This window comes from Caballeronia sp. LZ016 (assembly GCF_031450805.1).
In the GTDB taxonomy this organism is placed as follows: Bacteria; Pseudomonadota; Gammaproteobacteria; order Burkholderiales; family Burkholderiaceae; genus Caballeronia.
Genome location: NZ_JARTVY010000001.1, coordinates 2,263,702 through 2,278,620 on the forward strand (window position 1 = coordinate 2,263,702; position 14,919 = coordinate 2,278,620).

Consider the following 14,919-nt stretch of genomic DNA (forward strand, 5'->3'; position numbering starts at 1 on the left):
CGGCGTGTACGAGGGAACGCGCCGTCGTCGGTTGCGACTGACGTCTCTGGTTCTCATCTTTTTTGTTAGGGATATAACATGCTTTCATATAACATGCGCCCCGCCATGACGCCAGTTCCGCAACGCGGCGACGGTCTTGTCGACCTGTGGCGCAGCGTCGTGCGTCACAAGACCTTGCTCGGCGCTGTCACCGGCACGTGTTGCGCAGCGGGCGTGCTCTACGTTCTGCTTGCGACGCCGCAATACCGCGCTGAAGCGCTGTTGCGCGTGCAAAGCAAGGCGGGGACGTCGATCAGCGCACTGTCCGACGTATCGGGTTCCATGGCCGCCGATGCTTCCGCCAGCGATGAAAGCGACGTGCTGACTTCACGCTCGGTCGTGAGCGCGGCGATTGCGCAGACGAGCGCCGATACCGTCGTCGAGACGGAGAGTCACTTCCCGCTGATCGGCAGTTTCCTGGCTTCACGTCATGCAAGCGACAGCGAACTCGCGCCCGCGCCGTTCGGACTGGACCAATACGCGTGGGGAGGCGAGCGCCTGAAGCCCGGCGTGTTCACCGTGCCGGAAGCTGCGCTGAAGATGAAATTCCACGTGATCGCGGGCCAGGGCGGGCGCTGGACGCTTTTCGACAAGGACGACAAGGCGCTCGCGCAAGGGCGCGTCGGCGAAACCGTGTCCTTTCAGGTCGATACGCCGGAAGGCCGTGCTCCCGGCGAACTGCGCATCGATACGTTGCGCGCGCGTCCGGGCGTGAGCTTCGAACTGCGCAAGTATTCCCAGCAGACGACGTTCGACAATGTGCTTGCGCGGCTGCGCACGTCCATTCCGCCGCGCGAATCGACGCTGCGCGATCCGTCGTTGATTCGCTTGAGCTATCAGGCGGAATCGCCGCTCGTCGCTCAGGCCATGGTCAACGCGATCATCAAGACGTATCAGGAGCGCGATGCCGAACGCCGCGCGGCGCAGGCGCAGACGAGCCTCGACTTTCTCAAGAAGCGCCTGCCCGCGTTGAAGCACGATCTCGAAACGGCGGAGAGCCGGCTGAACGCGTTCCGCACGCAGACCGGCACTGTCGATATGGCGCAGCAGAACACCGCGCTCATCACGCGCATGAGCCGCCTCGAAGAGCAGCAGACGACCTTGCAACTCGCGCTCGACGCCGCGCAGCATCGCTATCGGCCGGAGAACGAGAACTATCAGAGCGCGCTCACGCAGCTCAACCAGGTGAAGCATGAGATCGCCGAGACGTCGAAGATCGCGGCGAATCTGCCCACTGTGCAGCGCCAATACGTCGAGCTCGCACGCGACGTGGCCGTCACGACGCAGCTCTACACCAGCGTGCTGACCAACGCGCAACAGCTCGAAGTCGCGGCAGCCAGCACGCCGCCGGGCATGGCTGTCGTCGATTGGGCTGTCGCGCCCGAGAAGCAATCGTGGCCGCGTGCGTGGATCGTGTTGCTCGGCTCGATCTTCGGCGGCTTGTTCGTGAGCACCGTGTCGATCTATCTGATCGCGATGAATCGCAAGGAGCTTCGCAGTCCGGAAGAAATCGATCACTTCTCGCAACTCCCGCGCCTCGCCGTGATCGCTCGCTCGACTGCGCAACTGAAACAGGACGTTCGCGCGCTGACGCACAATGCGGCGCCCGCAAACCTCCTCGCGATGACGAGCCCGACCGATCCGAGCATCGAGGCGCTGCGTTCGCTGCGCAGCAGCGTGCGCGCAATGTTGAGCGGCGCGCCGGTTCCGATGAACCCGTTCGGCCTGGGCGCCATGAAGCCGTTCAATCCGGCAAACGCGGTGTCGTTCGCGGGCACCACGAGCGTCATGAATCCCGGTTATGTCGTCGATCCGGATCAACCCGGCGGCAAGGTCATTCTCTTCACCGGTCCGACGCAAGGTGTGGGCAAGAGCTTCGTGTCGTCGAACTTCGCGTATCTGCTCGCCGAGACGCGCGCATCCGTGCTGCTGATCGACGCCGACATGCGCCAGGGCCGGCTGCGCCATCTCGTCGATGGCCGCACCGGGCCGGGGCTGGCTGAGGTGCTCGAAGGGTCCGCGCGCCCGGACGAAGCGATCGTTCCGCTCGGCAACGGTGGCCTGTCGATCATGGATGCGGGCGCGTTCTATCCGGAGAATCCGGCAGAGTTGCTTGGCCGGCCCGCGTTTCAGGAAACGCTCGCGATGCTGCGGGATATCTACGACTACATCGTGCTCGACTCGCCGCCGGTGTTGCCGGTCAGCGACGCGCTGTCCATCGCGACGCAAAACTGCGATCTCGTGCTGCTCGTCTCGCGCGCCGATCGCACCGGCGCCCGGCAACTCGAGGAAACCTTGCGCCGCCTGGAGAACGTAGGCGCGAAGGTCGGCGGTCACGTGTTCAACGGGTTCGCTCCGGGACGATACGGCGCACGCGAGGAGTACGGCTTCAAGACCGTGGCGCGTTAAACGGGAAGGGCAGTCCGGCGAGGTGTTGCGCCGGACTGTGACGTGTTCAGGCGTCGGCGTGCAGGAGTTGTTGCACGGTGCCGACGACTCCATCCCAGCCGCCGAGCTCGCGCGCCCGCACGAGCCGCATGCCCGGATACCACGGCGTGGACGTCGGATCGCGCTCGTAACGCCACTCGGCGACCTGATTCAACAGCATGTAGCAACGCTTGCCGAGCGCGCCGGCGAAGTGACTCAGCCCGCCATCGTTGCCGACGAATGCATCGAGCCGGTCGATGATCGCGGCCGATTGACCGAGATTCAGGTTCAGGTCCAACGTGGTGAATCGGTCCAGGTCGGCTGAGCGCGGGTCGTTCAGCCAGCGCCGGCGTTCGAAGCCACGTTGCATGACGACCCAGTACACATCGCCGGAGTGATCGAAGAGGGGAGCGAGGTCGGGCAGGCACAGGCTGCGGTTCGCGAAGTTGTTCGCCGATTCGCACGACGACCAGAACACGCCCACGCAACGCCGTCCACGCGCACGCTGCCGGATCTCGTCGATGATGGCGTCGACACTCGACGGATCTGCCGGTTCGATGTACCGGTGTGACGGCGCATAACCCAGCACCGGGAAGAGCGACGAGAAGAGACTGAACGGGTCGGTCCACATCATGCGGTCGCCGGAAGGACTTTGGAAACCGGCGGCGTACATCGCGCGGGCCAGTTCGGCTCGCTCCGACTCGGGCATCGCGAGGCGAAGCAAGTTGGTGTCGTAGGACACCTGTACGCCCATCGCTTCCAGCGCGCACAAGTAACGAGCCCAGTTGACCATATCGCCGAACCCGGACGCGATCAGGCGGACATCGAGGCGTGCGGGCAGGGCGCGCTCGCCGGCCCAATAGTCTGTGAGGTCAAGATGCGGGAACAGGACGCGACGCGATTCGTGCGACGACCAGTAGCGCTGCATCGCCGCGACGCCATGCGCAATGCCGTCGCGCCGCATCGTGCTGCGCGCCTGATGATGGCCGACAACGAAGGCCGAGTGTTCGTCGATACCATCGGCACTGAGATTCATGACGGCGTCGTCGTCACCGAGATAATGCCAGCCGTAGACGCGCCACAAATGGGCGACGATTGGCGCGGTGCCGGGTTTCTGCGTGAACAATTCGATGGCGGCGAGCGCGACTTCCTTCAGCCCGAGGTGTACACAGACGTCGCACAGACAGTGGAGGTGGAAGGCGAATGTGGCGGATTGGCGGCTCAGCCGGAAGCAGATTTCGAGCGCCTGATGAAACTGGCCTGCGCGCACATGCGTAAGGGCGCGCCAGTGCCAGTACTCGGCGGTATGGCCGTCGGAAGAGAGCCGTTCATCGAGAAAACTGAAACACTCGGCGATATTGCCCTCGTACAGTTTCGAATAAAGGTCGTCGTATTGTTCGATCATGCTGGAGTCCGCAAGAGAATTGGGTGCGCGAGATCCCGTCCCGCTTGCTTACTTCTTTTGTAGTAGGAACAGCGTGGCGGATCAACACGCGACTATGGCATGTTGAGCAGCAGTGTTTCGTTTCTGGATGGATCGCCTAAGAAATTTGACGATTAGCGGACCACAGGTTGCGATCGAAGCGGGGAGACTCCGCGGTTATTCGAGATAAGCCGCGGCGATAGTCACGAATCAGGCGTTCGTCAAAAAGCCAAGGGACAAGCGATACGCATTTTGGACGACTCGCGCACGCCATGATTGAACGCGCTTATACTGATGTTCGCGCGTTTAAACCAGGTCGCGCGCACCGCGAAACATCGCATCGATTTTGGGTGATACGCCGCCGAAACTACCGGATAAGAGCTGCTCGCAAAGACGGAGAATGTCCACCAATTCATCCGCCTTGCTCGAAAGTGCGATTCGGTTCATGCAGAGAAACTCGTCGAGAATAACCGCGTCTCTTAGTGTGGTATAAATCAAAATAGGAACGGCTGAGAAACGACGTCTCAAGTCGAGAATAAAATCCAGATTACCGATATCCACGTCACGCTGCACGAACGCCGGATCGAGTATCAGCAGGTCGACGCCGCCGGACTGTAGGCGGTCGATCAGGTCGAAACGTAGTTCCGCCAAGCTAACCGCATTCCCGAATGAACCGTCGCTCAGCAGCGATCGCAGCGTGCGAGCAACGTTCAGTGTGGGATCAGCGATCACAATCTGACGACGAGCAAACTCCTGTTTCATTTTCGTGCCTCGTAAGGTGTTGAAAGGTGAATCGGTTTCAAAAAGTGAGGATAGCCGAGTAACCCGTCACGTACTATTTAAATTTCTGGAAAGCCCATTCTAAATGCATAGGTCGGAACCATTCTTAAGAATATCCGAGTTAAATTAAATGCTTTTACGCTCAATTAACGGATGGCCGGCAATCAGTTTTTGTGAATGCGTGATTTTTGCCGGTAATGTTTAAGCGACGCGAGTGAACCGGGGTGTGGACGAAATCATCAAAAACTGTGAAAACGGCTGTACCGATGCAGTTCGTCTTGCTGGACGTCCTGTAAACCCCTCCCATGCGGTGGAAGAGTGTGGTCAGGCAGACGACTGCGCAATACGATGTGTCTGAAATGAGTTGCCGTGGTGCGCTGCCTTTCGGTAGCGGCGGCGGCTCGCCGTACTTGCTGTACAGGGCCGCGCCGTCGACGCCGGAGTTTTCGACTTACAGGCGGTAAGCCTAGATGGCTCCAGCGCAAATCGATTTTTACACCGTCTGTACAGCAGCGCGCTAATTCGTTCACGAATGAAAATCGTCTCGCCGCATAAAGCACGGTGTGACTCGAGGCTTTTGGAATACGCGTTGGTTTCTATTAAGGCGTTGGTTTGCTGCATTGAGTCGGCGCAGTCGGCAGCCGATGTGGATAGCTGCAACGCAATCCTTTGAAAAACAATTCGATTCCCGTGATTCGGCTTATTTCTATTGGTTGACTGCCTATAATCTCGTTCCCGAACCACGATAGTCGTGCGTACAGTGAGGCGCATGTCTCGCGCTGACATGCGCTGTACAGTTGAGAGGCTTGTATGAATGATGTACGAGAGCGCATCCTCGGAACCGCTGCGCGCTTATTTTCCCAGCATAGCTGCCGCCAGATCGGCGTCGATCTGATTGCGAGGGAATCGAATGTGTCGAAGGTGACGATGTATCGGTATTTCGAATCGAAGGAAGCGTTGTTGCTGGAGGTGTTGAAGGAGCGGATGCAGGCGATCGAGGAGGCGCTGACGGGCGCCGTCGCCCGCAGTCAGTCGGGCAGGGACCGGCTACGAGCGATCTTCCGATGGTACGAGAACTGGTTCAATCAGCCCGACTTTCAGGGATGCGTCTTTATCGCCGCGCTTTACGAATATCAGGCCGATCCCCAAGTCGTCAGCATGGCGGAGGCGCAAAGGGAGCGGCTTCGAGAATTGATTCGGCGCACTTTGCTCGACATCATTCATCCGTCCATACTGGACCAGTTGAGCCGCCAACTGGTGTTTCTTCTGTACGGTGCGATCATCTTTGCGCAGACCGGCAGAAAAGGCGCGGCGGCGCAAGATGCGTGGGAATGCGCGAGTCAGCTTATCGACTTCGCTTTGCAGGGAAGAATGTGACGGCTGTCGGCATTAGCGAGGTTGAAAACGGCGAAGTCAGCATTGCGGCAACGTCCGTGCGTCAGCGATGCGGATTTTCGGCGTCCGGCGGCACGCCTGCGGGACTCGGGGGATCGCGCAGTTCGGCGTCTTCTCCTGCGCGGTGCGGCGGATTTGCAGGCTGTGCCGGACCGAGATCGGTCAGGCCGTCGGAGTCGATCGGATTCTCAGGCGGCTCGGCGCTTTCGGTAGACGTGGCAGACATAAGCGGCTCCATTTCTTTGGTGATTCGGCTGTCGATGTTAAGCAAGGGCCGTTCCGCAGTCGTGGGCATCGTTCGTGCTGAATTCGTATTGCGTCTTGCACGCGCTTTCAATCATCCACGAAATGGAGTTGACCATGACAATTCCGCAGAACGAGCCAGGCACCGATGTCGTCGATACGGACAAGGCAAAGCAGCCAGCCACCGGCGTCGATGAGTCCAACAAGGATCTGCCGCTGACAGAAGCCGATGACGGCAACACGCGGGTGCCGACGGATCCGTCGTGAGAGCTTACGAGCGGCCGCTGCGTGCTCCGCCCATTTGACGTTTCTTGAAAGCCCGGTCAGATGGTGCTGGACGTGGAGCGTTCAGCTTGCCCAGAACGCGACATTAGGATATGGCCGCTACAAGCCATGTCACGGCCAAATACAAATGTCGGGGTTACCGCTAAATAGAAATGTCGCGGTTTGCACGGATGTTTGGCTTACTTGCATTCAAGTTTCGGGGTTGGGGCGGCGCAGCCGCCCCCCGTTCCGTCATTGTTTTTGCGCTGACTTCGAGAATCGCTTCGTTCATGTCTGCGATGCTCAACGCGCGTTGCTTCTTCAGTCCTTCGAGCGCCTTCTTGGCTCGAACCTGTTCGCCGCGATGCGTGCGTGACGGTGCATCGCACGACCGACGATCGTCTCGTTTGGCTTGAAGCAACCGTGCAGCTTCGAGTGCGTGCGCCAAGCGCTTGTTGTCGACTTCCGCACCCTGATCAATCCTCGCAATACGGTCGTAAGTGCCGCAGGAAAGCACCTCGCCGCCAGCCTGAACCTCGACGCAGCCACTCGGATACTCGACCACCTCGACTTGCTGGTGAATCAATAGGCGATTGGCAGGCGTGTCTTCCAGCAGATACATCACGCGGTCGTATTGCACCGTCAGCGCGTGGGTGACCTTGCGCCAGACGCGATGCGCCAGCAGTTGCGTTAAATCGTCGTCGGCACGCAGGGGCCGATGGGCATCGTGGTTGCTGCGTGGCGGTTTGCCGAAGCGATGATTGAAATCAGCAATGAAGCAGGGCGCATAAGCGTTGGCCGCTTCCCAGGTGCTGATCCCTCGCAAGCGCAATTCCTTGACCAGCCGGTCCTGCAAGGTCAAATTGGCGCGCTCAACGCGCCCCTTGGCCTGACTCGTATTCGCGCAGAACGCGTCGATGTTCAGTTCGTACAAGGCCCGCCCGAACTGCGTCACGCCCTTGCCAGCGGTCTGGGAGCGGTTCTTGACGTAGAAGACGCTGGCCTTGTCGCTATCGAACGCGATCGGCTTGCCATGTGCGCGCGGGTACTTCGATAGCGCCTCGAAATAGCTGAAGGCCGACTCGGTGGCCGTAAAGTGCAGCGTCATCAGCGGGCCCGTCGCATCGTCGATGAATACCAGCAGCGTGCACGCCGGCGCACGATCCTCGAACCAGCGGTGATCGCTGCCATCAATCTGTATCAACTCGCCCAAACACGCGCGGCGGTTGCGCGGCTGGTGAATCCGCGGCGGGCGCTGTTTGCGAGGCACCCAAAGGCCCGCCGCCGTCATCAGGGAGCGGACCGTCTCGACGGCCAGTTCGATGCCGTGGCATTCCCTTAACTTCTCGCACGCCAGTGTCGGGCCGAAGTCCGTATAACGCGCGCGGATCAAGGTGATCGCGCGCTGCGCGACGCCATCTGGCAGCCGATGATTGCTCGCGCGCCCGCGCTTACCCGATACCAGCCCGCACGCGCCGTCAGCGCCATACCGCCGCACCAGCCGCTCGATCTGCCGCACACTCAGGCCCAGCCGCTCGGCGGCACGCCCTGGCTTGAGCCGGCGCTCGGCGACGGCCTGAATCACCTTGAGTCGGTCCAGTTCGCGCATGCTTGCCGTGATCAGTCCACGCCTGTCCATGATTGAGCCCTCGATGACGCATCGAGCCAGCATGCGCCCAAGGGCGGAAATCGGACATTTCTAATGAGCCCAAATCGGACATTACTAAAAAGGCGTGACAAATCGAATTATCGCTAATTCGCCTTATGTCAAATAAGAAATAGCACGCAGGCAATTCACCCCAACTCCCGCCCACGCCCCAACAAAAACTCCCGCTCTCTCTCGTTCCTCGCCAGCTCGGCCGCTCGAAAGAACTCCTCCCGCGCCTCGTCCTTCCGCCCGACGCGAGCCAGCAGATCAGCCCGCACGCCGGGCAACAAGTGATACCCCCGCAACGCATCCGACTCCCGCAACCGATCCACGATATCCAAGCCAGCCTGCGGCCCGGTGGCCATACTGACCGCGACCGCCCGATTCAACTCGACAACGGGCGTCGGCGCGACAACCATCAACATGTCATAAAGCGCGACGATCATCGCCCAATCGGTCTCTGCAGCGGTCGCCGCCCGCGCATGACAAGCAGCGAGCGCCGCCTGCAACGCATAGACGCCACGTTCCCCGCCCAGCGCTTCGGCACGCCTCAGCGCCGCAAATCCGCGCTGGATCAGGAGCGGATCCCATCGGTTGCGATCCTGGTCCGGCAACAGCACCGGACGCCCGTCGCGATCCACGCGCGCTTTCATCCGCGACGCCTGAATCTCCATCAACGCGACGAGCCCATGCGCTTCGCTTTCGTCCGGCATCAGTTCCGCCAGGACGCGCGCGAGCCGCAGCGCATCGTCGCATAGCGCAGGACGCATCCAGTCGGCGCCGGCCGTCGCCGAGTAGCCTTCGTTGAAAATCAGGTAGATCACTTCGAGCACTGACGCCAGCCGCGCCGCGCGTTCATCGGCCTTGGGCGCTTCGAAGGCGACCCGAGCCGCCGACAACGTCCGCTTCGCACGCACGATCCGCTGCGCGATCGTCGGTTCCGGCACGAGAAAGCCCCGCGCGATTTCCTCGGTCGTCAACCCGCCGAGCAGCCGCAAAGTCAGCGCGACGCGCGCATCCAGCGACAGCACCGGATGGCACGCCGTGAAGACGAGGCGAAGCAGATCGTCGCCGATCTCGTCTTCGCGGGCGGCGTCGAGGGCATCGACGAAATCGGGCGTGACATGCATCTCCTGCGCATCCAGGTCGCGGCCCAGTTCCTCGTGCTTGCGCGCGTGCAGCGCATGCTGCCGCAGACGGTCGAGCGCCCGGTTTTTCGCTGTCGTCATCAGCCACGCTCCCGGCTTGTCGGGCACGCCCGCACGGCTCCAGTGCTCGAGCGCCGCGACGAATGCATCCTGCGCAAGTTCCTCCGCGAGGGCGACGTCGCGCACCACGCGCGCCACGCTTGCGATCACCTTCGCGGCCTCCATGCGCCACACCGCGTCGATCACGCGCCGCGTCGAGGCTTCCCGTTCGCCCGGCGCGTCGCTCACGCCGCTTCCGGCGCCATGTGCACCAGTTCCCAGATGTGTCCGTCGAGGTCCTCGAAACCGTGTCCGTACATGAAGCCGTGGTCCTGCGGCGGACGCGGCGCTCGACCGCCCGCGCCGACAGCTTTGGCGACGACTTCGTCCACTTCCGCCCTGCTCTCGCACGACAGGCAGACGAGCGTTTCGACGTGCGTGCGCGCATCGATCAGCGTCTTGTCCGTAAAGGTCTGGAAGAACGGTTCGGTGAGCAGCATCGCATACAGGTTCTCGCCGATGACGAGGCAGGCGGCATCCTCGTTCGTGAATGCAGGATCGAAGCCGAGGCCGAGCGCCTTGAAAAAGGTCATCGATCGCTTGAGGTCGCGTACCGGCAGATTCACGAAGATTTGCTTGTGCATGTTGCGTGTCCCTGGTCCTTGAGTTTTCTCTGATGACGACGATCGATGCCCGCACCAATCGACAGGCAATCACAAATAACACGGCCCGACCTTGCGCACTTCGACCGTGCACCACGCGGCAGCGGGACATTCGGCGGCAATCGCGACAGCCTCGGCGTGCGTCTCGCAATCGAGCAGAAAGAAGCCGCCGATCATTTCCTTCGCTTCCGCGAACGGTCCGTCGATGATTCTGGCGCTGCCATCGGCGCGCGATCGATGCGATACCCGCGACGCATCCTTGAGCGATGTCAGCGATTCGCACGCGCGCAACACGCCGCGCGCCTTCAGTTCATCGGCGAATTCGACCATCTGCCGATACGCCTCGCGGCCCTCTTCCGGCGTCCGCTGCGCACGCTGTTCGACAGGTTCGACGATGAGTAACAGAAAAGCCACGGCGGTCTCCTCAGAGCGGATGCGTGCCGCCAACTTAAACCGTCGCGCGGCGGTCGGCAATCGGGAAAGATTCGTACGACAATAAAGGCGAATTATCAGACGTTACATCGCGTTACGAGCGATTGCGTGCAGTTCGCGTTTGTCGAAGGTAGTATCTGCGGCCATTCGTCTGATCGCTGACTCGCGGCAGGCAAAAACGACCGAGCCGCGTGCGCGGCGTCGACCGACCTCACTACTGCCAATGAACAACAAGAACGCGACTTTGCTGTCTCCCCTCGTCCTTGCGCTTGCTGCCTGTGGCGGCGGAACCGACGATGCCGCGATGCCCGCTTCGGTCGCCAACGCGGCCGCGAAGCCTGCCTTGACGTGCGCGTCCACGCTGACGTCGACCGGGTCGGGCGGTTCGGGACAGATCGCCGTTGATACGCCAAGCACTGACGGCTCGCGCATGTATCCCGCGGGCGCGAAGTTCCAGGTGGCGATCACCACGCGCCCCGGCTCCGCCGATACGCTCAAGTGGAACATCGCCGATGCGCTCGGCAAGACGGTCGCAAGCGGCAGCTTCGCCGCGCCGGCCGCTGCAACGAAGACCACCCTCACCTGCTCGTCGACGCTCGCGGGCTACTTCGCCGTGTCCGCGACGCTCGCTAATCATGGCGGGCAGGTGCAGACGGCGGGCACGCGGCCCAACGGCATCGCGACCTTCGGCGTGATGCCGAATCTCGCGGGCGTCATTCCGCCGGTGACGTATGCGAAGCAGGAACAGCATCGCTTCGGCATGCAGGGCTTCAACGGCAACGCGGCGATGCTCGGCGCGCTCGGCATCTCGTCGACCATCGACGATCGTCAGATGTCCGTGATGGAGCCGAACGGCCGCAACACCTTCGATCCGGCGGCGAACAATCTCGATCCGTTCTACACGTCCGGCAACGTGATGCGCCTCGTGCGCCTCGACGGCATCCCTGGCTGGGCGAGCGCGCACGGCCAGAGCCCGGACTACGGCTACGTTCCGAGCGACCTGTCGTACTTCGCGAACTACATGGCGCGCGTCGGCCAGGAAACGGAAGCGATCCGCGCACGGTATTACCCGACGATGTCCGCGAACTATTACCAGGTGACGTGGGAGCCGTACATCCTGTGGAAGGACACGGATGCCAACTTCGTCGCGCTGTACAAGGCCGCGTATCAGGGCCTGCACGCGAAAGATCCGCATGCCGTCGTGATGGGCCCGGCCGAGCCGTTCCCGTCGCTGACGACGGAGCGCCTGAAGCGCCTTGCGCCGCTCGGGCTCGCGCAGTATCTCGACGGCGTCGCCACGCACGGTTATTACGATGCCGGCACGTCGCCGTCGCATCCGCCGGAGCGGCATCACACCGATGCCAATGCCGCCGATGCCGCGAACTCGCTGCTCAACGAAATGCGCAATCTGCGCGCGGAGATGGCGAAAGACTACAAGCCGAACATGAAGCTGTTCGTGACCGAAACGGGCATCAGCTACGACATCGGCTCGAGCTACGGCCCCAACTATCCGACGCCGAACGTGCTGTTCGCGCAGGGCGCCGTCGTCGCGCGCACGCACATCATCCTGCTCGGCGAAGGCGCGGACCAGACCTACGTCTTCTTCGGGCCGGACTTCCCCGGCGAACCGGGTTACGGCACGTTCTTCGATCTCGATCATCCGCAGGCCGCATTCGGCACCACGAACATCAGCCCGAAGCCGGCCGCGATGGCCGTCGCCGCGATGACGCGCGTGCTCGACGGCACCGTGACGCTCGGCCCGGTGAACAACCTGCCGCCGGGTGTGTATGCGTACGCCTTCCAGCAGCGCGGTAACGGCAAAGTCGTCACCGCGCTGTGGACGCACAACAACGCGGTGTGGCCGGCATCGAACGGAACGTTCAGCGCAACCTACAGCACCGCGTACAAGCTCAACGTGGACGCAGCCGGCACGAGCGGCGCCGTGCAACTGATCGACGCGATGGGCAACGTGACGAGCGCGCCGTACACGAACGGCGTCGTCACGCTGACGCTGACCGAATCACCGCAATACGTCGTATCGGTGAACGCGGATATCGCGAAGAAGAACGCGACGAAGCCACAAGGCTATACCGCGCTGTAACGTCATCTCGATATTGACAGCGCCGCGCGTTCGCCTCGATACTGCACTCCATGCACGCAAGCCTTCGCCTCGCCCTCGCCGCGATTAAAAACCCAATGAACGCCATGGTCGGCGGGTCATCGGGAGAGCGTGTGCGCTAGCGAGAGAAAGCAAAAGCTGGCAAGTCGATTCCGAAGGCCCCGCCGAAAGACGGGGCCTTTTGCTTTATGCGTGCATCGCGTCCCGTCTTCGGCTCACATCATGGAGAGCAAGATGGGAGAGCTGTCGAAACTGCTGGAAAGGCGCGGGACGCGCGTCGTCGTGTATGTCGAGGTGGCCGCGCGTCGGACCGTGTCATGGCGTCTTCCGTGCGATGCGGAGTTGCGCATCGGGAGCGCGTCGGTGTGGCTCACGCGTCACCGCGATCCCTACGACTACTGGATGCAGCCGGGCGATGTCCTGCGTCTCGTGCGCGGCGAACGCATCTGGCTGTCGTCGGACTGCGATCACGCGATCGAAGTCTCCCTGACGTCGTATCGTGCGAACGACAAGCGTCCGGCGTGGACGCGCATCGTCGAGCGCTTCATGCCGCGCGCCGCGGACGTTGTTTGAAGCCGTGGCCCCTCAAGGCGCGACGCACCGAAAGCTCGCCGCGAGATTGACGCTGCCCCGGCCGACATAGCGCGGATAGCCGGGATAGCGGCAAATGGGCCGCGTGCGTCCGTTGGTGGCGGGCGCGATGTCGCTGCCGACGAGCGTTTCCGGCGCCACGCCGTTCGTCACCCAGTCGTCGAGCGCGCCGAGTTCGTCCCATGCGGGAACGAACACGCCGTTGCCGTGCTGAAAGCCCGGCACCATGTAGAGCCGCATGAACGAATCGACGGTGTCCTGGCCGTAACGCTCGACGAGCCCGCGATAGAACGCGATCGTCTGGTTCGGGCTGATGACTTCGTCGGCGAGGCCGTGCATCGCGACGAGCTTGCCGCCGTGCGCGATGAACGCGGAGAAGTCCGGGTTCATCGCACCGACGGTGTACGACAGCGTGACGAGCCGCTGCCGCCAGTTCGCAGGATTGTCGATATCGAACGACAGCGCGCTGAAGCCCGGATCGCGCGTGACGAAGTGGCGGATGTACGCGTCGCCCTGCGCGAAGAGATAGCCGTTGGCCGCGAAGGTCGGCGGCGCAACGAGCGTCGGCGAATCGCCGAGGCCGAGCGCGCCCGACAGATCGACGCCCTGGAACACGTTGTAGCCCGGATACTGATCGGCACCGTAGGCAAGCGCGTAAGGCATCGAGAGGCCGTCGCGCAGCAATTGCAGCGTGTCGAGTTGCGCGTCGGACAGGCAACTGTCGCGCAGCGACGGACGCTGCCCGTTCGCGCAACGCAGCGACGCGACGATCTGCGGCTCGAGCTTGCGGCACGCCTCCACGTTACCGACGATGCCATCCGCGAGGCCGTCGAGCCGGTCGCATTCGTGCACGACGGTTTCGAACACGCGCCGCTGCTGCGCGATCCCGACGAAACCGCCCGGTTTCGCATACGACGCCTGGCCGAGCTTCACGCCGAGCAGCCGCACGCCGGAGAAATTGATCGCGGGCGCGTTGGCGATCACGCCGTCGTAGTCGTTCGGAAAGCGCTCGATCACGGTGAAGCCTTCGCGCCCGCCCGTCGATCCGCCCGCGAAATAGGTCTTGTCCGGCGCGCGCCCGTAGCCCATCTGGATCAGCGCGAGCGCCACGTCGCGCGTTTTCTTGAGATGCGCAAAGCCGAAATTGACGATGGCCTCGTCGTTGACCGCGAAGTCCGCCCGCCCCGAATTGCCGACGTGTCCCGAATCGGAGCCGAAGGTCGCGTAACCGCGCGCGAGCGGCGTCGAGTCGGGCGCGAAGGGCATCGGCTGCGTGCCCGAGACGAGCACGCCGTTGTAGCCGCCGCCGCCCATCTGCAGCGCGCGGCCGTTCCAGCGGCTCGGTAGATTCACTTCGAAACGGATGTCGGGCGTGGTGTCCTGCAGCGCCCGGATGACGCCCGTGATGCGGCAATACTCGCCGTTGCGGTTGCCCGGCGCAGCCGCCTTCACGACCGATGCCGTCGCGATCAGCGCGCCGCGCGTCGGCAAGCCGATGATCGACGCGGGCACCGTTTTGCCGGCGAGGTCGTCGCAATGCTTCGTGACGTACGCGGCGGCGTGGGCGCTCGCGAGCGGCATCGTCGCGGCAATGGCCACGGAAAGCGCACGGCACGCCCGTGACAACCGGCGCGAGGCATCGGACGAAAAGAAGCGGCGTATGGGAAGCACGGGTTGGGAAGATACTTCGATGGCCGCTCAATATATAA

General features: G+C 62.5%; 14 protein-coding genes and 1 pseudogene. 6 read left to right on the plus strand and 9 right to left on the minus strand.

Annotated elements, in window-relative coordinates:
• Positions 1–105: 105 nt before the first annotated feature.
• Positions 106–2,448, plus strand: coding sequence for a GNVR domain-containing protein (locus tag P9220_RS10760; protein ID WP_309764830.1), 2,343 nt, complete (start codon positions 106–108; stop codon positions 2,446–2,448).
• A gap of 46 nt (positions 2,449–2,494) precedes the next feature.
• Here the strand turns inward: P9220_RS10760 and P9220_RS10765 are convergent, their stop codons facing one another.
• Complete coding sequence (locus P9220_RS10765) at positions 2,495–3,871, minus strand: glycosyltransferase family 9 protein (RefSeq protein ID WP_309764831.1); 1,377 nt, start codon at positions 3,869–3,871, stop codon at positions 2,495–2,497.
• Positions 3,872–4,195: 324 nt separating this feature from the next.
• Positions 4,196–4,651, minus strand: coding sequence for a hypothetical protein (locus P9220_RS10770; protein ID WP_309764832.1), 456 nt, complete (start codon positions 4,649–4,651; stop codon positions 4,196–4,198).
• Between the two features lie 828 nt (positions 4,652–5,479).
• On the opposite strand from P9220_RS10770, the pseudogene P9220_RS27055 reads away from it, so the two are divergent.
• Both P9220_RS27055 and P9220_RS10775 read left to right on the plus strand, forming a co-directional pair.
• A pseudogene (locus tag P9220_RS27055) lies at positions 5,480–5,629 on the plus strand (TetR/AcrR family transcriptional regulator); the annotation flags it as partial.
• A 9-nt stretch (positions 5,630–5,638) separates the two neighbouring features.
• Positions 5,639–6,046, plus strand: a complete 408-nt coding sequence (locus P9220_RS10775; RefSeq protein ID WP_404980455.1) for a TetR family transcriptional regulator C-terminal domain-containing protein — start codon at positions 5,639–5,641, stop codon at positions 6,044–6,046.
• 61 nt (positions 6,047–6,107) lie between these two features.
• On the opposite strand, the gene P9220_RS10780 is transcribed toward P9220_RS10775, so the two are convergent.
• Entirely contained in the window at positions 6,108–6,290 is a 183-nt protein-coding gene (locus P9220_RS10780; protein ID WP_309764834.1) for a hypothetical protein, read from the minus strand.
• Positions 6,291–6,424: 134 nt separating this feature from the next.
• Between P9220_RS10780 and P9220_RS10785 the strand changes: the two genes are divergently transcribed.
• Positions 6,425–6,574 carry a hypothetical protein gene (locus P9220_RS10785; protein ID WP_309764835.1) on the plus strand — a complete coding sequence of 50 codons (150 nt, stop codon included), beginning with the start codon at positions 6,425–6,427 and terminating at the stop codon, positions 6,572–6,574.
• Between the two features lie 160 nt (positions 6,575–6,734).
• On the opposite strand, the gene P9220_RS10790 is transcribed toward P9220_RS10785, so the two are convergent.
• The 5 genes from P9220_RS10790 to P9220_RS10810 form a co-directional block, all read right to left on the minus strand.
• Positions 6,735–8,210: an ISNCY family transposase gene (locus P9220_RS10790; protein ID WP_309764836.1), complete on the minus strand. Its 1,476-nt coding sequence runs from the start codon at positions 8,208–8,210 to the stop codon at positions 6,735–6,737.
• A gap of 155 nt (positions 8,211–8,365) precedes the next feature.
• Complete coding sequence (locus tag P9220_RS10795; RefSeq protein WP_309765460.1) at positions 8,366–9,592, minus strand: RNA polymerase sigma factor; 1,227 nt, start codon at positions 9,590–9,592, stop codon at positions 8,366–8,368.
• Positions 9,593–9,651: 59 nt separating this feature from the next.
• Positions 9,652–10,050, minus strand: coding sequence for a VOC family protein (locus tag P9220_RS10800; RefSeq protein ID WP_309764837.1), 399 nt, complete (start codon positions 10,048–10,050; stop codon positions 9,652–9,654).
• A gap of 69 nt (positions 10,051–10,119) precedes the next feature.
• Entirely contained in the window at positions 10,120–10,482 is a 363-nt protein-coding gene (locus P9220_RS10805; protein ID WP_309764838.1) for a YciI family protein, read from the minus strand.
• A 102-nt stretch (positions 10,483–10,584) separates the two neighbouring features.
• Entirely contained in the window at positions 10,585–10,971 is a 387-nt protein-coding gene (locus P9220_RS10810) for a hypothetical protein (RefSeq protein ID WP_309764839.1), read from the minus strand.
• Here P9220_RS10810 and P9220_RS10815 point away from each other — a divergent pair.
• A complete protein-coding gene (locus P9220_RS10815) occupies positions 10,931–12,601 on the plus strand; it encodes a hypothetical protein (RefSeq protein WP_309764840.1) in 1,671 nt (556 codons plus the stop codon). The genes P9220_RS10810 and P9220_RS10815 overlap by 41 nt on opposite strands.
• Positions 12,602–12,853: 252 nt before the next feature.
• Positions 12,854–13,192 carry a DUF2917 domain-containing protein gene (locus P9220_RS10820; RefSeq protein WP_309764841.1) on the plus strand — a complete coding sequence of 113 codons (339 nt, stop codon included), beginning with the start codon at positions 12,854–12,856 and terminating at the stop codon, positions 13,190–13,192.
• Between the two features lie 12 nt (positions 13,193–13,204).
• On the opposite strand, the gene P9220_RS10825 is transcribed toward P9220_RS10820, so the two are convergent.
• Positions 13,205–14,791, minus strand: coding sequence for a tannase/feruloyl esterase family alpha/beta hydrolase (locus P9220_RS10825; protein WP_309765461.1), 1,587 nt, complete (start codon positions 14,789–14,791; stop codon positions 13,205–13,207).
• Positions 14,792–14,919 lie beyond the last annotated feature (128 nt).